The 20861-nt window shown below is 51.5% G+C and carries 17 protein-coding genes; 6 read left to right on the top strand and 11 right to left on the bottom strand.

Features of this window, described 5'->3' with window-relative positions; genetic code table 11:
* Positions 1-18 precede the first annotated feature (18 nt).
* From AC0YNZ_RS10925 to AC0YNZ_RS10910, 4 genes are all read right to left on the bottom strand, one after another.
* Positions 19-1233: an MFS transporter gene (locus tag AC0YNZ_RS10925; RefSeq protein ID WP_475826631.1), complete on the bottom strand. Its 1215-nt coding sequence runs from the start codon at positions 1231-1233 to the stop codon at positions 19-21.
* Positions 1234-1361: 128 nt separating this feature from the next.
* Positions 1362-1964, bottom strand: a complete 603-nt coding sequence (locus AC0YNZ_RS10920) for a hypothetical protein (RefSeq protein WP_475826630.1) — start codon at positions 1962-1964, stop codon at positions 1362-1364.
* Between the two features lie 110 nt (positions 1965-2074).
* On the bottom strand, positions 2075-2497 hold the full coding sequence (locus AC0YNZ_RS10915) for a DUF350 domain-containing protein (RefSeq protein WP_110772240.1): 423 nt from the start codon (positions 2495-2497) through the stop codon (positions 2075-2077).
* 49 nt (positions 2498-2546) lie between these two features.
* Positions 2547-4913 (bottom strand): endonuclease MutS2, encoded by a 2367-nt coding sequence (locus AC0YNZ_RS10910; protein WP_475826629.1) that lies wholly within the window; start codon positions 4911-4913, stop codon positions 2547-2549.
* A 262-nt stretch (positions 4914-5175) separates the two neighbouring features.
* On the opposite strand from AC0YNZ_RS10910, the gene AC0YNZ_RS10905 reads away from it, so the two are divergent.
* The 3 genes from AC0YNZ_RS10905 to AC0YNZ_RS10895 all read left to right on the top strand — a co-directional run bounded on the left by AC0YNZ_RS10905 (position 5176) and on the right by AC0YNZ_RS10895 (position 7045).
* Positions 5176-5535 (top strand): phage holin family protein, encoded by a 360-nt coding sequence (locus tag AC0YNZ_RS10905; RefSeq protein ID WP_110772243.1) that lies wholly within the window; start codon positions 5176-5178, stop codon positions 5533-5535.
* A gap of 214 nt (positions 5536-5749) precedes the next feature.
* Positions 5750-6136, top strand: coding sequence for a plastocyanin/azurin family copper-binding protein (locus AC0YNZ_RS10900; RefSeq protein ID WP_475826628.1), 387 nt, complete (start codon positions 5750-5752; stop codon positions 6134-6136).
* Between the two features lie 228 nt (positions 6137-6364).
* A complete protein-coding gene (locus AC0YNZ_RS10895; protein ID WP_475826627.1) occupies positions 6365-7045 on the top strand; it encodes an SDR family NAD(P)-dependent oxidoreductase in 681 nt (226 codons plus the stop codon).
* Between the two features lie 118 nt (positions 7046-7163).
* On the opposite strand, the gene AC0YNZ_RS10890 is transcribed toward AC0YNZ_RS10895, so the two are convergent.
* From AC0YNZ_RS10890 to AC0YNZ_RS10865, 6 genes are all read right to left on the bottom strand, one after another.
* Positions 7164-10322, bottom strand: a complete 3159-nt coding sequence (locus AC0YNZ_RS10890) for a hypothetical protein (RefSeq protein ID WP_475826626.1) — start codon at positions 10320-10322, stop codon at positions 7164-7166.
* Positions 10323-10520: 198 nt separating this feature from the next.
* Positions 10521-12962 (bottom strand): phenylalanine--tRNA ligase subunit beta, encoded by a 2442-nt coding sequence (pheT, locus tag AC0YNZ_RS10885; protein WP_475826625.1) that lies wholly within the window; start codon positions 12960-12962, stop codon positions 10521-10523.
* 24 nt (positions 12963-12986) lie between these two features.
* The gene (gene pheS, locus AC0YNZ_RS10880) at positions 12987-14021 is read right to left on the bottom strand and encodes a phenylalanine--tRNA ligase subunit alpha (protein ID WP_475826624.1); all 1035 of its coding nucleotides are present in this window, start codon (positions 14019-14021) and stop codon (positions 12987-12989) included.
* Positions 14022-14666: 645 nt separating this feature from the next.
* Positions 14667-15371: a response regulator gene (locus AC0YNZ_RS10875; protein WP_475826623.1), complete on the bottom strand. Its 705-nt coding sequence runs from the start codon at positions 15369-15371 to the stop codon at positions 14667-14669.
* Positions 15368-16225 carry a sensor histidine kinase gene (locus tag AC0YNZ_RS10870; RefSeq protein WP_475826622.1) on the bottom strand — a complete coding sequence of 286 codons (858 nt, stop codon included), beginning with the start codon at positions 16223-16225 and terminating at the stop codon, positions 15368-15370. The genes AC0YNZ_RS10875 and AC0YNZ_RS10870 overlap by 4 nt, the downstream gene beginning before the upstream one ends.
* Before the next feature lie 20 nt (positions 16226-16245).
* Positions 16246-17661 carry a copper resistance D family protein gene (locus AC0YNZ_RS10865; protein ID WP_475826621.1) on the bottom strand — a complete coding sequence of 472 codons (1416 nt, stop codon included), beginning with the start codon at positions 17659-17661 and terminating at the stop codon, positions 16246-16248.
* A gap of 175 nt (positions 17662-17836) precedes the next feature.
* On the opposite strand from AC0YNZ_RS10865, the gene AC0YNZ_RS10860 reads away from it, so the two are divergent.
* Positions 17837-17986: a hypothetical protein gene (locus AC0YNZ_RS10860; protein ID WP_475826620.1), complete on the top strand. Its 150-nt coding sequence runs from the start codon at positions 17837-17839 to the stop codon at positions 17984-17986.
* Positions 17987-18086: 100 nt separating this feature from the next.
* On the opposite strand, the gene AC0YNZ_RS10855 is transcribed toward AC0YNZ_RS10860, so the two are convergent.
* Positions 18087-18500, bottom strand: a complete 414-nt coding sequence (locus AC0YNZ_RS10855) for a gamma-glutamylcyclotransferase family protein (protein ID WP_475826619.1) — start codon at positions 18498-18500, stop codon at positions 18087-18089.
* A 62-nt stretch (positions 18501-18562) separates the two neighbouring features.
* Between AC0YNZ_RS10855 and AC0YNZ_RS10850 the strand changes: the two genes are divergently transcribed.
* On the top strand, positions 18563-19453 hold the full coding sequence (locus AC0YNZ_RS10850; protein WP_475826618.1) for a helix-turn-helix domain-containing protein: 891 nt from the start codon (positions 18563-18565) through the stop codon (positions 19451-19453).
* A 109-nt stretch (positions 19454-19562) separates the two neighbouring features.
* Positions 19563-20852 (top strand): glycoside hydrolase family 27 protein, encoded by a 1290-nt coding sequence (locus AC0YNZ_RS10845; RefSeq protein WP_475826617.1) that lies wholly within the window; start codon positions 19563-19565, stop codon positions 20850-20852.
* The last annotated feature ends 9 nt before the right edge of the window (positions 20853-20861 follow it).

Below are 20861 nucleotides of genomic sequence, written 5' to 3'. Positions count from 1 at the left end.
TCCTCCTTTTGGCTTTGTTTAAGCTTTCTGCTGCTGCTCCAGAAACGGCTTTATAAACCACCAGCCCGCTACCGGAACAACGCCAACCGCAAATAACAGCCACGTAATCGCGGCAGTCGAATGATTCTGCGGCAAAACGATTAAATACGACGTTAAACCGATGACTCTCCCCGTCACAAGCGCAATTTCGCGAAGCACGATAAACTCTTCCCGCTCCCGCGCGCTCTCCTCGGATTGCCCGATTAGGTCGAAAACTCTGGAGGTCATAGGAATAATATAAAGCGGCATAAATAATGACGTACCTATGCCGAACATGATCAGCGTAGCGTAAGATACTTTCCAAAATAATGGTAAAATCACGACCGAAATCATAATGACACCGATCAGCATCACCAGCTTGCGATTCCTTTTTTTGAGCATTTTACCAACGAGCCAAAAGCTGATTAGTGCCACGAGGGACGTAATGAGCGAGAAGGTACCCAGCTTGCTCTCGTTTTTTGTAGCCACGTATACCGTAAGGCCAACAAGAAACATAAATACACCTTCGCGCACGCCCTGTGCCGCAATAGCTGGAAACATGCGGCGCCAGGGATTCCCTTTTTGCATAAGCTGCTGCAGGCCATGCTTCCAATTATAGATGCCTTGACCATGCCGCTTCTTCAGCCAGAAACTTAAAATAACGCTAATAGAGAAGATGACGAGCGATAAGGTAAAAATAAGTCGATACCCCTTCTCCCCTTGCATCGACGTAATAAGCAAGCCTGAAACCCAAGGCGCCACTATGCCGGCCGCTGAGCCGAGCAGTCCCGCCCAGCCGTTATAACGGTCACGGTTATCAGGATCTGTTACTTCGAAATAAACAACGTTAAACGCGAGCCAAAAAAAGCCGAGCGCCATCCCGTGCAAAATACCGAGCGGCACGTAATAGCTTTTCGCTTGCTGCCCTAGCAGCAATACTGTGCAATAAAAGACGCCGGACAAAACAATTCCAATGCGCAGGCTGTTCATTTTGTTATGCTCTTTCACCCATTTGCCGGCAACCCAGAACGTTAATCCGCTCATCACGTATTGGCCGAGCGTGTACCAGCCGATCAACATATAAGACTGGCTTGCTTTCCAAAGGTACACCGGGACAAATGTCCCGGACAGCACATTCGCCACGCCGAAAAGCGCTTGAACAACGAGTAATAGGACTGCTTGTCCGTTTAAGGCTTTCGCCAAAGCTTTTGTCAAAACGATTCCTCCTGCCGCAGGCTAGAGCATGGCTTCGCATGTCTAGACGATTACGTATGAGAATTACGTTTTTTAAAGGTTCCCTTTTTGGCTGAAAGCAATGCCCGTCCATTTTTGCCAGTACTCTTCTATTCGTCAGGAGTCAAACGCTTGATCATTTGCTCGCGGTCGCCATGACTCAGCAAGGATGAGGTTTGGTAGCAAGAAGGACATACATATAAAGTGAGTTTGAACGGAGTCGGCAATACCGGTCCGTTCAGCGACGGGGCGATTCTTGACTCAAACTGCCCGTCTCCTACCAGCTGAACGCCTGCCTCGATCATATACGCCCGGCAAACTGGACATTCCGGCACTTCGTCTTGATCGTCTAGCACGCGTTGAATGGTTTCTTCAACAGCGAATCGTGCACTGTCTGCGCTGCGGAAGCCATCGCCGCTCTCTAACCAGCGTTTGTTATTCGGATCATCGGAATAATCTTCTTCCTCTTCTTCTTCATGCTCATCCTCTGACCATTCCGCCGGCCTGGCGGCTCTGCGGGCATCATTAATTTTTAGTGCCTGAACAGCCCGTTCATGCTCGTCAGCCTCTACTTCTTCCTCATCATAGCCAAGCTCTAACGTCCGGTACGCGCTTAATTCGTTGTCGCAATGCGGACAATGCGACTCCGCGCCAATCTCTTCATCCCATACAATTTCCGTTAAACACCACGGACAGACCAAATGCTCTTCCATTGTTTTTCTTCCCCTCTAATGATTCATAATATAAACGACACCAAATACAAAAAACAAAATAGCGACGACCACTAATACTCTCCATAAATAATTCAAAATAGCTTCCCCCGTTATATAATGACAGTTGCTCCGATGACGTAGGATAACGATATGGATATGATCATCGCAATGAGCCCTACAGCACGGTTATCGCGGGCGATTTCCTCGTCAATCCGGAATACAGGCGTCAGAAATTCGAATAAGAAATAAGCGGCCATCAAGATCACGAAACCGAATGCGCCCCAAATAAGGCTTTGGTAAACCGAATCATTCGACTCGATGGAGAATCGAAAAATATTGCATATACCGAAAATTTTTCCGCTTGTCGCCATCGCCACGGCAACGTTCCCTTTCTTGATCTCGCTCCAGCATTTATACCTGGTTACCAGCTCAAAGCAGGATAAAAACACTATAAGCGACAGCACCGTTACCGATACATAAACGAGCGAAGCAGCGTAAGGGTTAGCTAGCAGCTTATCGACTTCATTACTCATTCAAAGTTCCCTCCATCATCAGGCATTTTCGCTTTCGCCCTGCTGCCCGCTACTTCAGCTCTGCAACGGTTACGCCAATGCCGCCCTCGCCATAATTGCCGAGCCGGAAGCTCTTTACATGGCTATGCTTGCGTAAATATTGCTGAATGCCCGTGCGGAGCACGCCTGTGCCTTTGCCATGAATAATGGCTACTTGACCTAAGCCTGACAAAAACGCCTCGTCGAGAAAACGGTCAACCTCAAGAATCGCTTCTTCCAAATTTTCTCCCCGCAGGTCAAGCTCCATCTTGATGTTCTCATCGCGCGTACGCTTTAAGCTGGCTGCCTGCTTCGGCTGCTGTGTCTTCACGGCGGACGAAGATTTAAGCAGCTCCAAATCATCCAGCGCAACTTTCATTTTCATAATACCGAGCTGTACCGTCGCATCAGAGCCATGAATTTCCACGACCGTACCCTTTTGGTTCAAGCTGTAGACGGTTACCTCATCTCCGGCTTCAATCTTTGTCGGTTTTGCTGCGGTTTTTGTTGCGCCTCGTTTAGCCTTCTGAAGCTCAGGCGCCGCTTCATCCAGCTTGCGGCGGGCCTCGATGAGCTTATGCTCTTTGACAGAGGCGCCCTCCTCCATAGCCAGCTTACGCAAATCCGCGATAATTTGCTCGGCTTCGCGCTTCGCCTTTGCGACGGCTTCGCGCGCCTCTTCCTGTGCTTTTAGCAGCAGCTTTTCCTTCTGCTCCTCGAACCGGGCACGCTCTGACTCATGACGAGCCCGAAGCGTCTCCATCTCGCGGCGCAGCGACTCAGCCGTCTGACGCTCGGTTTCTGCGCCCAAACGATTCTCCTCGAGCGAGGCAATCATATTTTCTACCCGTTGATCCTCTTCGCTAACCTCGCCTCTGGCATGATCGATAATGGAACGGGCAAGGCCGAGTCGTTCAGCGATCGCGAATGCGTTACTGCGTCCCGGAACGCCAACAAGCAAGCGGTAGGTTGGACTTAACGTCGCCACGTCAAACTCCATGCTCGCATTTATAACGCCTTTTCGATTATAAGCATATGCCTTCAGCTCGCTGTAATGCGTTGTGGCCACGATACGGCTGTCCATCGCATGCACATGCTCCAATATGGCAATGGCAAGCGCCGACCCTTCTGCCGGATCCGTCCCCGCACCGAGCTCATCCAGCAGCACTAAGCTTTTGGAGGTCATCGAACTTAAAATTCGGATGATATTTTTCAAATGGCTGGAAAATGTGCTTAGGCTTTGTTCAATGCTTTGTTCATCGCCGATATCGGCATAGATCGCGTCGAATACGCAAAGCTGGCTTCCATCTTCGGCAGGAACGAATAAGCCCGACATCGCCATGAGGCTTAAGAGCCCAATCGTTTTCAAAGAGACGGTTTTGCCGCCTGTATTCGGTCCCGTTACAATAATTGCCGTATATTGATTGCCCAGCTCCACATCAATCGGAACAACCTGGTCAGCGGCGATAAGCGGATGGCGGCCGCGCTTCAGCTTGAGGAAGCCTCTGTCATTCATTCGCGGCAGCGTCGCCTTCATGCCGTGAGCAAGACGCGCCTTTGCATAAGCAAAGTCGATTTGGCCGAGCAAATTGAGGTTCACAAGAAGATCCTCGACATAATCAGAGGTCAATGCGGTAAGCTTCTGCAAAATTTTCTCGATTTCCCGCAGCTCGCCCGCCTTCAGCTCCCGAAGCTTATTATTCATCGCGACGATCGCTTCCGGTTCGATAAATAACGTAGCGCCGGATCCAGATTGATCATGTACGATACCGCCGAAATGAGAACGGTATTCCTGCTTAACAGGAATAACATACCTGTCGTTGCGCAGCGTAATGATGGATTCCTGCAGCATTTTTTGCACCGATGAGGAGCGGATCATTTGATCCATCTTCTCGCGAATGCGCGATTCTCCGTTTCGAAGCTCACGTCTAATTGAAGCTAATGCAGCGCTTGCACTGTCCATGACCTCCGCCTGATCGTCAATGCATTCGAATATCGCATCCTCAAGCGGCTTATGCTCGCTAATTTGATCCGCAATTAGCTGCAGCAGCGGGATTGGATGATCTTCATGCAAAAGGCCGATATGCTTCTTCACACGGCGTCCGCCGCGAGCGGTAGACGCGATATCGAGCAGCTCCGCCGGATTAAGCGTACCGCCGATGCGGGCACGGTGAAGCGGAGCGGAAATGTCCACGACACCCCCGAATGGCGCACTCCCTTTCAGACGGTCAGCCGTATAAGCTTCATCGGTAGCTTGGAGAATCTTCTTAACCGCTTCCAAATCGGAAACCGGCTGCAGCGACTCCGCGGCCGTTTTTCCAAGCGATGTTGCCGCATGCTGCGACAATCTATGTATGATTTTAGGATATTCAAGTGTGGTCAAAATTTTAGTGTCCAATAAATAACACCCCTCTCGCCTTCCTATTATAGCCGAACAATGATCTTGATGCACGGGCTGAACAGTCGATTCATACATAAATGATGTTCAAATGGTCACAATATAAAACGAACGAGCCTTCTTACGATGTAACCTTACCTTATCCAGGGTGGTAGGAGGGAAAAGCTTAAGATCTGCTTATAATGCGGTTTATAATCGCAAAACGAACAGGAGCTGCACTCGATGCGGTCTCCGTTCGTAAAAATTAAGGAGGGTTTGTACTATGTCTTTTCTAGGCCATGTCGTCCGGTTTATTGTAGCCGCGCTTGTATTAATGCTTGTCGGGTTTATCGTCCCGCAATTTAGCGTCGGAGGTTTCTGGAGCGCATTATTTCTTGCTCTGGTCATTGCCGCGCTCGGCTGGATTATTGAAGGTATTTTCGGCAAAAGGGTTACGCCCTTCGGCCGCGGTATCGTCGGCTTTATCGCCAGCGCAGCCGTCATATGGATCGCCCAGTTTATCGTCGGAGGCGTAAGCGTTACGCTGCTCGGCGCCATATTAGCCGCTTTGGTCATCGGGATCATCGACCTGTTCATTCCGGTCAGCACCCCTTATGAAGCTGGCAGACGGGAACGCGACTAACACATATGTTGCAGTGAAAGCCCTTGATTGCCCGTAACAGGGCGGTCAAGGGCTTTCGCTGCGCTTACTCGGCATCCATTTGCTGTTTCACTATTTCACAAGTTCTTCATTACTTTGTCATAGCGCTGTCACTGCAAACGCTTGAAAGTTGAGGTACAATAGATAATACCCAACATATAACTAAGTTGGACAATTGAAAGGGGAAGCTATCCAAATGAAAAAATGGTTACTATTTGCAAGCGCAATGTGCCTGGTGTTCGTCATTGCGGCATGCGGCGCGAACAACACGAAGGAAGCAAACAAGGATGTGGACACTACCGTTGCGGACAGCGGCGCAGCATCCTCAGATCTTGTAATCACAGCATCTAACTGGAAGTTTGACCAGCAGGAATATAAAATTAAAGCCGGAGAAACGGTTAACGTCAAGCTTGATTCAATCGAAGGCATGCATGGCATTCAAATCAAAAAAACCGATTATACGATTTCTGCCGGAAAAGCGGTTCCCGTCACTATTAGTGAACCAGGCACTTATGAAATGATTTGCAACAGACCATGCGGCGCGGGCCACATTGAGATGAAAGCAACGCTTGTTGTCGAATAAATTTATTCGCCGGAAATCAGGGGCTGCTCCACAGGTGTTTTATAACCTGTAGAGCAGCCTTTATTGTTTTCTTAGACAAATCCGTCCTCCTCCATGACATCTTCATTGATCGCTTATATAATCTTTATTTACCATTCCAGTAAAAAAGTCTGATGCCTCAACCTCTTCCCCTGCCACTCTCCCTCTGCTAAGATATTCACAATACAAACAGCGAATGGAGGAATGGTGATGGGAGCACTACAAAATCGAGTCGCCATTATTAGCGGAGCAGGTACCGGCCTCGGCAGCGCAGCATCAATTTCTTTTGCAGCGGCAGGCGCCGATGTCGTTCTGCTGGGAAGACGAATTGCCAAGCTTGAGGAAACCGCATTGGTCGTAAAGACAAAGACGGGCAAAGACGCGCTTGTGCTGCAAACAGACGTATCCGACGAGCAGCAGGTTCAGGATACCGTTTCTGCTGCCATCCGGCGCTTTGGCCGTATCGATATTATTTTGAACAGCGCAGCCGCGTTCGAGCCAGGATCTGTTGCGGAATTAAAGTCGGATGAATGGCAAAATCAAATTGCAGTTAATTTAACCGGGCCGTTCCTGCTCTCGAAAGCTGTCATACCCGCTATGCGCAAAGCGAAGTACGGGCGAATTATCAATCTAACCTCCGGCCTTTCATGGAACGGAGCAGGCGGTTACGCAGCTTACAGCGCAGCTAAGGCTGGTCTTGAATCGTTAACGCGCACACTTGCTGACGAGGAGCATGAGCATGGCATTCTCGTTAACCTCTATAATCCAGGCATGCTCCGCACAGAAATGCACGCAACCGGCAAAGATCCAGCAATCGTTACACCGGATCTGATACGGCTAGCCAGCTTGCCTGTTGGCGGACCTACCGGCACAATCGTCTCATACGGTTAAGAATATACAAGTAAGTAGAGTGAAAACGCTATCAGCTCGATTATAATAAAACACCGCAGTAACAAGCGCCGGCTTATTGCCCAAGCTTGTCACTGCGGTGTTTGCTGCTTATGGGATATCAGCTTTGCTCTATAAGCTCAATCCACTCGTTATATTCGGTTTGCAGCTTCGAATACTCATTTTTCAGCTTGTGATGCTGCTCAAGCAAATCGCTATGGTCTAATGCCAGCTTTTCCTTAGAACGTGCTGCTTCATCGCGCTCATAGGAAAGCGACTCCAATGCGCTCGCTGCCTCATCACGCTCATAGGCCAGCTGCTCCGCTTTGCGCGCGGCTTCATCCCGCTCGTTCGCAAGCCGCGCCGTATACTCGCTCAGTTCTTCCTTCAGCTCGGAGGCTGCCGCTGCTTCCTGCATCGCTCTCTCCAGCCGTTCTCTCAGCGCCTCTTCAGCAGCCTCCCGCGATTGCCTCTCAAGCTCAAGGCGATCTGCTTCGGCTGCTGTCTGCTCCGCATATTGCTGCTGTGCTTGCAAACGTTCACTAAGCTCACGTTCGCGGGCTGCAGCAGCTTCCAGCTGCTGCCCGGCAATACGTTCACGCGCAGCCGTAATCTCAAACTGCTCGGTTAGCTCTTGCTCCCTGGCTTCGAGCTTCTCAAGCTCGGTCTTATAGAACTGTTCTCCATCAGCAGCTGAAGCGGCTATTTTCTCGATTTTGTCCAGCTGCTCTTGCAGCTTCTGAATCATAATCTCGTAATCATGCCGCTGCTGCAGCAGCTCCTCCTCTTGATTCGCTTTCAGCTGCTTAAGCTGCTCTTCATGCTCAGCAGCCCATTGCTGCAAACGCTGCTCGTGTTCGTCCTCCAGCTGCTTGCGCTCTTCTTCCTGCTTAGCAGCAAGCTCGATATATTGCTCTTCGTACTGGTTCACCAGCTGTTCAGAAATGGCCGCCTGCTTAACAGCAAACGCCTTCGCTTCAGCTTCATAATCGTGAGCGAGCTGTTTATTTTGCTCCTCGTACTGTACAGCCTGCTCAATAAGCTGTTCCTCATATTGATTAACCAGCTGCTTATTCCGCTCTTCATACTCGGCTGCTTTCTGCCTTGCCTGCTCATCATACCCGCGAGCGAGCTGTTTATTTTGCTCCTCGTTCTGAACAGCCTGCTCAAGCAGCTGCTCCTCATATAGATTAATCAGCTGCTTATTCCGCTCTTCATACTCGGCTGCTTTCTGCAATGCTTGCTCATCATACCCGCGAGCGAGCTGTTTGTTCTGCTCCTCATACTGAACAGCCTGCTCAAGCAGCTGCTCCTCATATTGATTAACCAGCTGCTTATTCCGCTCTTCATACTCGGCTGCTTTCCGCCCTGCCTGCTCCTCGTATTCAAGAGCAAGCTGTTTGCGCTGCTCTTCGTGCTGAACGGCCTGCTCGAACAGCTGCTCTTCATATTGACTAGCCAGCTGCTTATATTTTTCCTCGTACTCAAAGGCAAGCTCCCTAATGTGCGCATCCTGCTCGGCAGCGAGCTGTTCGCAGCGTTCATTGCTTTCTGCGGTCATCTGTTTAAACAGCTCATCATTTTCCGCTTCTACAACTCTTAACTGCTCCTCTTGCTCCAGGCGCAGCGTTCTCAACAACTCATGCTTCTCTTCCTCAAACTTCTGCATTTGCTGCTCATGCTCTTCTTTCAGAGAATCCCGCTGTTTCTCAAGCTCCGCACGCAGCAAATTCCGGTGCTCTTCAAGATTATTCTGATGCGTCTGTTCAAGCTCTTCCTGCTCAAGCTGCAGCTTTAGCAGCTGCTCCTCCTGCTGTCTTTGCAGCTCCTCGAGCTCGAGCTGCTTCTGCTCCTCACGCTCCAACGCTTCTTTCAAACGCTGCTGCAAATCCGTTGCGCGCTTATCCGCAGCAGAGACATGGCTTCGTTCATGAGCGAGCTTCTGCTCCAGCTCTTGAACCATCGCATTCGCCCCGCTATTGTGCTCTTGCAGCTCCGCCAATTGGCTGCGCGTTTCATTCAGCTCGCTTTGAACAAGCTGTAATTCACTTACCCGTTCTTGAACGTCCCGCTCAAGCTGCCCGTTAGACGTACGGAAGGACTCCTCCTGCTCCATCGCCTGAATGAGCTGATCATCCGCCGCAGAAATACGATTCTCCAGCGCTTCCTTCTCTTCCTTCCAGCCTTGCTGAAGCTCGGCAACCTGTGCTTGCAGCTTGCTCCGCTCCTCAAGCCAGCCGTTTCGCCGGCGCTCAAGATCAGCGCGGAACGCCTGCTCGCGCTCCTCGCCCAGACGGGCTAGCTCAAGCTGCGAAGCCTCGGTATGTGCAAGCCAGCTCAGCTCGCGCTCATCCCATTTGTTCTGCCAGTTCCCTTCAAGCTCGGTGAGCAGCGACTCTTTCTCTTCGTTTAGAGCGGATATCGCCGCTTCCTTCTCTGAAATTAACGCTGACAGCTGCTCTTCCTTCTCGCGTCTCAGAGCAGCCAGTTCCTCGGCACTCGCTCTTTCAAGCTCGGAAATTTGTATTTCCTTTTCAAGCTCCAGCTCAAGCTGAAAATCCTCTTTGGCCTGCTGCAGTTCTGCCCGCTCGGCTTCCTTTTGATTTCTCAGCTCGGATAGTTCAGCCTCTTTTTCATTCTTCAGCGCTGCCAGTTCCGCTTCCTTCTGATTTTGCAGCTCCGACAGCTCCGAGTCCTTTCTCATCTGAAGCTCAGCCAGCTCTGCTTCCTTCTCCGCCTGGATCCGGGCAATCTGCTCATCCTTCTTCGTCCGAAGAGATGCAATCCGTTCCACATTTTCTTGCGTAAGCCGGAGGATCGTTTCCTCCTGTGTCTTCATGGCCTCTGCAGCCGCTGCTTGCTGCTCCGCTGTCTGCTCTGCCGCAAGCGCCAGCATTTCGGCTAGCTCCGCTTCAGCGGCTGCCTTGGCCTTTTGCAATTGCTCGCTTGCCATTCGCTTAGTCTCAGCCAGCTCAGCCTGCAGCGCGACTGACTGCTCGCTTATATGCTCCAGCTCGCGAATCATGAGGTTAAGCCTCGCTTCCTCCTCTAGAAGCCTTGTATTATCGCGACGCAGACGGTAAACTTCCTCCATGATTTGCACGGCAGAGAGCACCGCCAGCTTCGGCATATCCAGACGCGGATAACCTTTCGCCAGCTTTTTCATGCTTTCGTCGATTGCGGCGGCAACCTTTTTTATGTATTCCACATTGGAATGGCCTTTTAATTTATATTGAACTCCATATATATCAACCGTAACAACTGTTTGATCTGCATCCATTAAGGCGAATCCTCCTAATAATCCAAGTAGAGCCAGCGTAAACGGCTGACGGCAGCCTTTGGCTTCAAAAGCTCGTTTCGTGTTAAATATAGGCATAATCATCGTTGCAAATTGAATTTTGCCTTATATTTAAAGGAAAAAAAGCCGCATCAATAGCTCACTAGGAACTATTTCGATGCGGCTTTAAAGGTTTCCTGCCTACTTGCGCAATTCAGCTGCAAAAGATTGTTCTAATTGTAAAACGACCTTCCCATGCAGCTCCGTTACCTCTTCATCTGTCAAAGTACGCTCTGCATGACGGTATACAAGCGACAACGCAACGCTCTTCTTGCCTGCTCCAAGTTTCTCTCCTGTGTAGACGTCGAATACGCGAACGGACTCCAGCAATTCTCCTGCTATTTCCCATGCTGCGCCGGTTAGCTTAGCAGCCGCCACCTCATGGTCAACGACTACCGCGATATCGCGCTGCATAGCCGGATAACGAGGAAGCACCTTATATTCGATCCCCGAATCAGCCAGCTCGTAAATCAAATCAAGTCCGATTTCGAGCACATACGTGTCAGCCAGATCCGCCTGCAGCTGAAGCGCAGGATGCAGCTGTCCAACGTAACCGATCACTTCATTGCCTTTTGGCGTATGAAGAAGGACGGCTGCTGTTCTGCCCGGGTGGAAATGCTCAGGCTTAGCCGCTTCGTACGAAACGCTTGCCGTTAAGCCCAGCACAGCAAATATCGTCTCCAAGATACCTTTCGCATCGTAAAAATCAACTTGAGACGCCTTCGCATTCCACTGCGCCTCCGAACGATTGCCTGTCAGGAGCGCCGCAAACCGGTGCTTCTCATGCGGCAAGCGCGTCAGCTGTTCCTCATCCGTGTGGAATACGCTGCCGATTTCAAAAAGTGCCGCTGACTCATTTTTACGGTTGCGGTTGTAGGCCGCCGTTTCGAGCAGCTGGGCGATCAGCGTCGTGCGCAATACGCTGCGGTCCTCGCTCATCGGCATCGCCAGGCGAACCGGATTCGTATGCTCGGCAAGTGCCGGGAAAAGCTTCGTCCGCTCAGGTCCGGTGAAGGAATAGCTGACGACCTCATGAAGTCCCGCATCGGACAGACGCTTGCGCAGCTCGCGGCGAATAGCCTGAGGCTTCGTTAAGGAGCCGGGCACAACATCGCCGTGAATAAGCGTTGTCGGAATTTCATCGTAGCCGTGCAAACGGGCCACTTCCTCGATCAAATCAACCGCGCGGGTAATATCACCGCGGCGCGTCGGTACGTTAACGGTAAACACATTGCTGTCAGACAGCTCATACTCAAAGTGCAGGCGGCCAAAAATCGTCTGAACTTCGAGTCTGGACAGCTCCGTACCAAGATAGCCGTTAATTTTATCCAAGGATACAGCCACTTTGGCCGGCTTCGCGTCAGCCGTAGTTTCCTCAACAATTCCTTCGGTAATTAAGCCTTCCGCAAGCTCTGCAATTAGAGAAGCCGCGCGGTCCAGCGCAGGGATAACGTTTGCCGGATCAACCTCTTTCTCGAAGCGGATACTCGATTCCGAGCGCAGTCCCAGCTGACGCGACGTTTTCCTTACCGTACCGCCATCGAATCTTGCCGACTCCAGCAAAATGTTAACCGTCTCGCCCGTTACCTCCGTACTCGCTCCGCCCATTACGCCAGCAAGCGCGACCGGATCCTTGCCGTCTGTAATGACAAGCATATGCGGCTCCAGCTTGCGTTCCTGGTCATCCAACGTTACGAGCGTTTCTCCTGCTTTCGCAAGACGAACGTCGATGCGTCCGCCCGGCAAACGATCGGCATCAAAGGCATGCAGCGGTTGACCGTACTCCAGCATAACAAAGTTTGTAACGTCTACGACGTTGTTGATCGGACGAACGCCGGCAGCAATTAGCCGGTTTTGCAGCCACAATGGGGAAACGCCGATTTTTACGCCTTTAATATAGCGGGCCGAATAATGCGAGCATTGCTCCGGAGCGCTGATGCTTACCGATACAAGGCTATCCGTGCGCACTGTCGTATGGTTCACCGTTACGTTCGGCAAACGGACTTCGCGGCCTGTCAGCGCACCGATTTCGTAAGCTACCCCGAGCATGCTGAGGCAGTCTGAACGGTTCGGAGTCAGATCAAGCTCAAGCACCTCATCGTCAATGCCAAGCACTTCACCGATTGGCGTGCCGATCTTCGTTGACGCCGGAAGGACAAGAATACCCTCCTGCTGCTCCTTCGGAAGCAGCTTATCGTTAAGGCCCAGCTCCTTCGCCGAGCAAATCATCCCTTGGGATTCGACGCCGCGCAGCTTCGCGCGCTTAATTTTGAAATCGCCGGGAAGCTGTGCGCCAATGACAGCGACCGGTACGAGCTGGCCTGCATCGACATTTTTGGCTCCGCATACGATTTGCAGCTCTTCGCCCGTTCCAACGTCAACTTTACAAACGTTCAGCTTATCCGCATCCGGATGCTTCTCCTTCGAATTCACATAACCGACTACGACGCCGGTAACGCCCTTGTTGCGGGATTCGACTACGTCGATCTCAATACCGCCGCGCGTCATTTTCTCCGCAAGCTCTTCTCCGGTAAATCCGGACAGGTCGATATATTCATTTAACCATTTATAGGATACGTTCATCTCTCTTCTTCCCTTCTCTCATGACTACATTCTTGCGAATTGGCTTAGGAACCGCAGATCGTTCGTATAGAAATGACGAATATCATCAATGCCGTATTTCAATAATGCGATACGCTCAACGCCCATGCCGAAAGCAAAGCCGCTAACCTCTTCCGGGTCATAGCCTCCCATTTCGAGAACGCGAGGATGCACCATGCCGCAGCCAAGAATTTCGAGCCAGCCCGTGTGCTTGCACATCCGGCAGCCTTTGCCGCCGCATTGCACGCAGGTTACGTCAACTTCGGCGCTCGGCTCCGTGAACGGGAAGAAGCTCGGGCGCAGCCTGATTTGCGCTTGCGCGCCGAACATTTGCTGCACGAATTGCAGCAGCGTTCCTTTCAAATCGCTCATCCGGATGTTTTTGCCGATAACGAGACCTTCGATCTGATTGAACTGGAACGAATGCGTCGCATCGTCATCATCGCGGCGGTATACTTTACCCGGGCAAATAACCTTAACAGGCGTTTGTCCGTTCATGGCCTTCATCGTGCGAACCTGCACAGGCGACGTATGTGTACGCATGAGAATATCATCCGTTACATAGAACGAGTCCTGCATATCGCGAGCCGGATGGTTTTTGGGCAAATTCAAGGCTTCGAAGTTGTAAAAATCCGTTTCTACCTCCGGTCCCTCGGCAATCGTATAGCCAAGGCCGATAAATACATCCTCGATTTCCTGAGCTACCTTATTCAAAGGATGCACGGAACCTGTCGGCAGCTGCTTGCCTGGAAGCGTGACGTCAAGCGTCTCCGCCAGGAGCCGGTCATTCGTCTCCGCTTGCTGGAATGCCTCCTGCTTCTCGTCAATGACCGTTTCGATTGCTGCACGAACATCATTGGCAACCTGACCGATCACCGGACGCTCTTCGGCACTCAGACCGCCCATTCCGCGCAAAATTTCAGTCAATGCGCCTTTTTTACCCAGATACTTGACACGCAAATCATTTAACTGCTGGGGAGTATCCACTTGCTGCAGCTCCTGCAGCGCTTCGCCGCGCAGCCCTTCCAATTTTTCCTTCATTCTTCTTCGCCTCCATATCATCTTCCCTAAATCAAGACACAAAAAAAGGCCCTCTCTCCCTGAAGGGACGAAAGAACCGTGGTACCACCCTAATTCGGACCGCTTTCCTGCCTGCGCGTATAACTTAAAGTATAGTTATCGCTTGCCTTGCGGCAGCGGATTGCAATCCCTTAGCCCCATAACGGCGGGAACCGGACCTTCCCTACCCGCGCCGGACGGCATGCCGTCATGGCGTTTCAGGTGTCTGCTCCGGAGTGAACTTTCAACAGCCTAATTTCACAAAGACGCTCTCAATCAACGGCGTCTTCTCCCTGTGCGAAAGCACTGCTTACTTTTCTCCATCATCGCTTTACTGCGAATATGAAACAATAATCTATATTATATGCAATCCGCTGCAGCGTTGCAACCGCAAAGCCCGACTTCTTGCTAAGAGTCGATACAAGCGGATAAGTCTGGAAACGTTAGATGCGCTTCATCGGCAAACTTTTCTATCCGCTGGAACAATAAGTCCAATAAATACCGCCAAGATCCGCTAGCCCTCTGCATACATCTACCCAATCCATCCTATTAGAAGTATTAACTTTTCCATAATCGATTCTCCCGAACGCCCCCATATTACTTACCGTATTATTCCGATACCATTCCTCACCGTTCGACCAAGCCTTGCTCGAAGGCGTAACGCGTCAGCTGAACCCGGTTGTCGAGATGCAGCTTCTGCAAAATATTTTTAAGGTGGTTTTTGACCGTATGCTCGGACAAACCAAGCTCCCCTGCAATCTCCCGGTTCGAAGCGCCCGTCGCGACTCGTTCGAGCACCTCCTTCTCCCGTTCCGTCAGCGGAGTCGTAATAATCAATGCATCCTTATCAATCGTTTGCGATTTGCCCGAAGGGCGCTTCGTCTCCTGCGGTTTGCTTGTTGAGAATTCCTGAAGCAAGCGGAAGGCAAGCTCCTTCGACATCGGAGCTTCATCCAGCGAAATCGCGCGTAAATATTCCATCCAAGCGGACGGAGCCAAATTTTTGAGCAAGTAACCCTGCGCCCCGCGCTTAATCGCTTCGAATAAATTCGTAATGTCATCCGATACCGTAACCATTACAATCTTCAAGGAGGGCATCAGCAGCTTAAGGCGCTGCGTCGTTTCAAGGCCGCCCATGCCTGGCATATTGATGTCCATCAACACCAAATCCGGCTGCATTTCTTGAATGGCGGGTAACGCCTCCTCGCCGCTCGCCGCTTCGCCTATAATGGCAAAAGATTCATCGCTCAAGACGATATCGCGCATGCCTTCCCGGCCGTGCGGGTGATCGTCTACCAAAAACACGCGTACCTGCGCCGTTTTATCCGTCATTTGGATTCGCTCCTTCCGATGATTTCAACGATTGTTCCGTGAGGCTCCGCCGTCTGCACCGTCACGCTCCAGCCCATTGCGTTCGCCCGGTCCTGCATCATTTTAACGCCGTATTTCCCTTTTTCATCAAGCTTCTCCGCCGGTGCGCCTATGCCGTCATCGTGAATGGAGCAGCGGAAGGCGTTTTTCTTCTTATCCGAACGTATTACGCCTTCGCCCCTAATGGTGATATGCTCTGCTTTCGCATGCTTCTGCACGTTCATAAGCGCTTCACGCATAATCGCAAGCAGCTCTACCTTCTGCTTATGCGAGAGAAAGCCCTCCTGCACCTTCCACTCGACGGTCGTCCGAACACCGCAGGTCTGCTCCATTTCAGCTGTTAAATGATGTATGCTTTGCATCCAAGACATATCCGCCGGAACAGGGGAGTCCTGCAAATTCGCGATCGACTGTCTCACATCGTCATAGACATGCCGCACCGTTCTTCTGATCTGGTCCGTCATTTGCTGCACATCCGAATCGGTTTGCGCCCGCTCCAGCTTGTCCAGCTTAACCGAGAGCATGAACAGCGATTGCGAAATGCCGTCATGAAGCTCTCGCGCCAGCTGTTCCCGCTCCTCGAAGGCTGCCTTAACAATTCGCTCCCGCTGCAGCGTCTCCTGCATTTGCTCCAGCTTGGCGAATAGCGCCCGCAGCAGTGTCAGCGTAATGAGGAACACGAATACAGGCGCAAGAAAATTGCCGACATCCATCGAAACGAACGGAAGCAGAAATGTATGGCGCATATATTCCCATAAACCAATCGCAATCGTAGGAATCCATAGGATGAGCCATTTTAACCATTTATAAGACATAGCCGCCTCTCCTTCCGTTGTTAATCATTGCGAAATTCAATCAGCTGCTTCGTTTCTGCGCCGGTTATATCGGTAATGAGCAGCTCAGCCGTCCATCCGCCGCGCGCCCACAGATCAACCTTGTCCGATACATAATCCGTCTCTATGAAGCCCGGAAAAGAGGTGTAATCCTCGCCGCTGCCGCTTCGAAACGGAACATCGACAGCCGCGCGCTGCGGACGTTCGGCGTCCCGCAGCAGCAAACGGACGGAAGCCGGCGCGCCAAGCTGTTCCGGCAGCCAAACCTTCAGCGTAACTTGGTTCGGTCCCGGTCCGTTTGGCGTAATATTAATCGTGTAATGCAGTTTTTCGCCCATTTTATGATAGGATAGCGGCTCCGTATCGGGAACGGGGCTGATATAGGTAAATATACTTACGATGAGCAGCACAATGCCCATCAATAGCCCGTCCAGCTTCAGCAGCCTGCCGCTTGGCAGCATCCGCTGCTTCGCCCGTCTGTGAAGCAGGAAGCCTACGCATGCGATAAGCAAGATCAAGCCTGCTTTCGTAAGGAGCATGATGCCCCAGCTCGTATATAACAAATAACGCCAGGTTGGCAGAAGGAGAACGGTCATCCAAATCCCGCTAGCCGCCAGCAGCAAAATCGTCAGCCAGGCGATTTTCGTAAAGCGCTCTGAGAATCTTCCCGCCTCCTTACGGTCTGCGCGCCAGAACAGCAAAAGCAGCAGCAAGCCGCCCGCCCATAAGGCTGAGCTCGCAATATGTATGAAGTCTAACACGATTGCCAGCGTATTATTGGGAAGCGCATTTACGTGCCCGTTAAAGCTTTCCGCCGCGGCGAGCAGCAGCGCCCATATGAATTTAAACGAATCCTGCAAGCGCAGTACCGCAAAGCCGAGCAGCGACAGTACAATTAACGCTGCCCATGACTGTCCGGTTGCCGTTTCCGTCAGCAAGCGGATCCACTCGTTCGGACTGCTTCCGTCATAGCCTTTCAACAAATGGCTTACATGGACGAATACGAATAGAAGAACAGCGAGCAGCAGCCCTCTTAACGCATAAATCCCCCATTTGTCTACAAGCTTACGTGAGACGTTATTCGCATCCTCCGGAAGCGCAATAGACCAAAGCATTAATCCGGCCGCCAGCATAAATGCGAAATAGTAGACCGCTCTAACGGTAAAAAATAAAACCTGCTGCACCGAAATACCCTCTTCGGAGTTGGCGTCTTCTGAATGATTGTGACCGACCTGCTCATGCGGATCGAATGAGGCCGCTTCAATGCCGGCAATCGGTTGTGCGAAAGCCAGCGGCGGCGGAAGCAACAAGGAAGCGAATGTTATGAGGATGAGAAGCAGCATGATGACTGCCATACCATTCGTCCGCTTGGAGGATGATGATCGATTAGCGTTAATTTGAAGCAGAATTTTAACCAATGATGTCACTTCCCTTTATGTCGTTCTGCTTTAGTGTACTAGACCATTGTCAAAAGAACAATTCCAGAATCGCAATCAAATTATAGCGCATATTGATGAGTCAGCACGTATAGCAAGATGCCGTAAGGTCCATTCTACTAGTAAAACACTACTAAGAAGGGAGTGAATGACGATAATGGACAAGGATTATCGTATTGCCGAACTAAACAGTCAAAGCGATGCGCTCGATGCGATCCGCAAGCTGGAGAAGCAATTGACTGAAACTTACGGCTCGGATGTCGCGCTTATTGCTTATGCCGCAGAGAACGATGAAGACAATGGCTAGGCGATGAGCCGGGGAGCATGCAGTGCAGCAAGTGTAAACAAATGCCGCTTTTTCATTAAAGGCATGGCTCCCCTGTGCAGCACGGGGACCATGCCTTTATTTATAGAGCATCCGTTATTTTGCGGGCGAAAAAGTCCGGCCAATAGGCATCCGCTATGGCGGGGCAGCCTCTGCTCGTATCCCACACGTAAGCCCATCCCGAAACGCTGCGATCCACGGAATCGAAGACCCATATCCGATGATAATCATTTTGCTCCTCGATGCCGTAAAAATCCTCAAGCGTATCCATTGCAGCGAGTCCCTTTCTATCGACGGTAATCCATTGACCACGTATAATACTATTGCGCTGCCTTGCGTCCTTATCCCGGACGGCTGCCGGATAAGCGCCGCAATCGACCATTCTTCCGGCGATTTGACCCGGCCTGTACGATTGTACATATGATGAAACGATATGGTGATTGCTGTGACCCGGAAGTAACGAGCCGTAAATAAAGACGAATATTTGCTGTGCCAACTCCTCTGCCCCTTTCCAAATGAATGAAATACCACATAATAATATGCTTCCAGGAGGTGCTTATGCGCATGGTTGTGCAGCAGCCTTACGGCGTGTATGGCTACCGTTTTCAAGACCCGCCCCAGCTGCCGGTCTACCAGCTCTTCGCCACCGGCTTCGAGGAGGTGACAGAAACGGATTACTATTGGGACGGTATGAAACGAATCGACGGACCATTATACTTGTTTCAGTACACCGTTTCCGGTTTTGGCCATTACAGGCTGGGTGAACAAACCTATGAAATACATCCCGGCACTGCTTTTTTGGCCGAGATTCCGGGCGACCATCATTACTGCTTGCCGCGTACGAGCGACCATTGGACCTTTTATTTCGTATTGTTCCGCCAGCAGCATTTGCAGGAGCTATGGACCGAGCTGCTGCAAACTGTCGGCGTCACGCCTTCTTTCGGGCAATCAAGCGCCGTCGTCCGCTCGCTGCAGGGCTTGTATGCGGAAGCGCGCAGCAATCGAATACAGAACAGCTTTCAAGCCTCCTCGCTTATTTACCGCTTGATGATGGATCTGCTTCAATCGAGCACGGCGCAGCAGCAGGAGAAAGCGAATTGGCCGCAGCAAATCAAGCTGGCAGCCGCTTATATGGAAGCCGAGTTTCACCGTTTGCAGAGCTTGGATGATGTTGCCGGCGCCGCCGGACTGTCCAAGTATTATTTTACGAGATTGTTCACTCAAACGACAGGCATTTCTCCTATGGACTATGTTACGAAGCTGCGGATTGAGAAGGCCGTTCAGCTGCTCCGTTACAGCGCGCTTCCCGTGGAGGAAATCGCGCATGCCGTAGGCTACTCAAGCGGCAGCTACTTCAGCAAAGTATTCCGAAGCCGCGTCGGTTTTCCGCCTGCCGATTTCCGCTTGGCCAAAGCGCTTCCTTCGATCGATCGTTTACTCTTCGATTAGAGAGCAATATTTTACATATCACCGCAATAAATTGTGCTAGTCACTGACTACCGTTTCGTTTTACGATTATCGCATAGAGCAATATTACGATAAGAGAGGACGAAATTTAATGACTAAAGCTTCCAAACATCATCAATATGCCTTGACGCCGCCAATGGGGTGGAACAGCTGGGATTGTTACGGCGCCAGCGTCCGGGAGGACGAGGTTCGCGGCAATGCGGAATATATGGCCGAGCATTTAAAGGCATACGGCTGGGAATATGTCGTTGTCGATATCCAGTGGTATGAGCCAGGCGCAAATTCTTCGCTATACCGTCCATTCGTGCCGCTTGAAATGGATGAATACTCCCGCTTGCAGCCTGCAGCTAACCGTTTTCCATCCGCTGCCGGCGGCATCGGTTTTAAGCAGCTTGCGGATTACGTGCATTCCCTCGGGCTGAAATTCGGTATTCACATCATGCGGGGCATTCCGCGTCAAGCCGTTCATGCGGACACCAAAATACTCGGCTCGAATGCGACCGCGCGCTCGATCGCGCATCCGAACTCGATTTGCCCGTGGAATACGGACATGTATGGCGTCGACGCGTCCAAGGACGGCGCCCAGCAATATTACAACTCCTTGTTCGACCTGTACGCTTCATGGGGAGTGGATTTCGTCAAAGTGGACGATATCGCCGCGTCCAGACTGTACGGCATTCATTTGGACGAGATTAAATTGATCCATAACGCAATCGCGCAATGCGGCAGACCAATGGTGCTCAGCCTCTCGCCTGGACCGGCTCCTCTGGAGCATGCGGAGGCGCTCGCGGAGCATGCGAACATGTGGCGGATGACCGATGATTATTGGGATCTGTGGCATCTGCTGCATGAGATGTTCGAGCGCTGCGAGAAGTGGGCGCCGCATGTTGCGGAAGGAGCATGGCCGGACTGCGACATGCTGCCGCTCGGTCACCTGGGCATCCGTTCGGTCGATGGCGGAGGAAGCGATCGCTGGACAAGATTTACGCGGGACGAGCAGCTGACGATGATGTCGCTATGGGTGATATTCCGCTCGCCGCTTATGTTTGGCGGTGAAATGCGCGACAACGACGAATGGACATTGTCATTGCTCACAAACGATGAGGTGCTCGCCCTTCATCGCGGCGGCAGCGGCGCCCGCCAGCTTTATCGTGAGCAGGAGCGTATCGTATGGACGGCCCGGGATGAAGAAGGCGCGCTGTACGTCGCCTTGTTTAATGCCGGAGATCAGGAGGATACCGTTACGGTCACGCTTGCGCAGCTGGGCTTAACTACTGCTCCTCATGCGCGCAGCCTTTGGACACGCGAGGATCTCGGAGCCTTGAACGAGCTGTCGTTCACGCTGCCGCCTCACGGCTCGCTGCTGCTTAAATTGACCTAGCATAGGTTT

Source organism: Paenibacillus sp. J2L1-98 (genome assembly GCF_056269405.1).
This window is presented reverse-complemented; position numbering and strand designations above follow the sequence as displayed.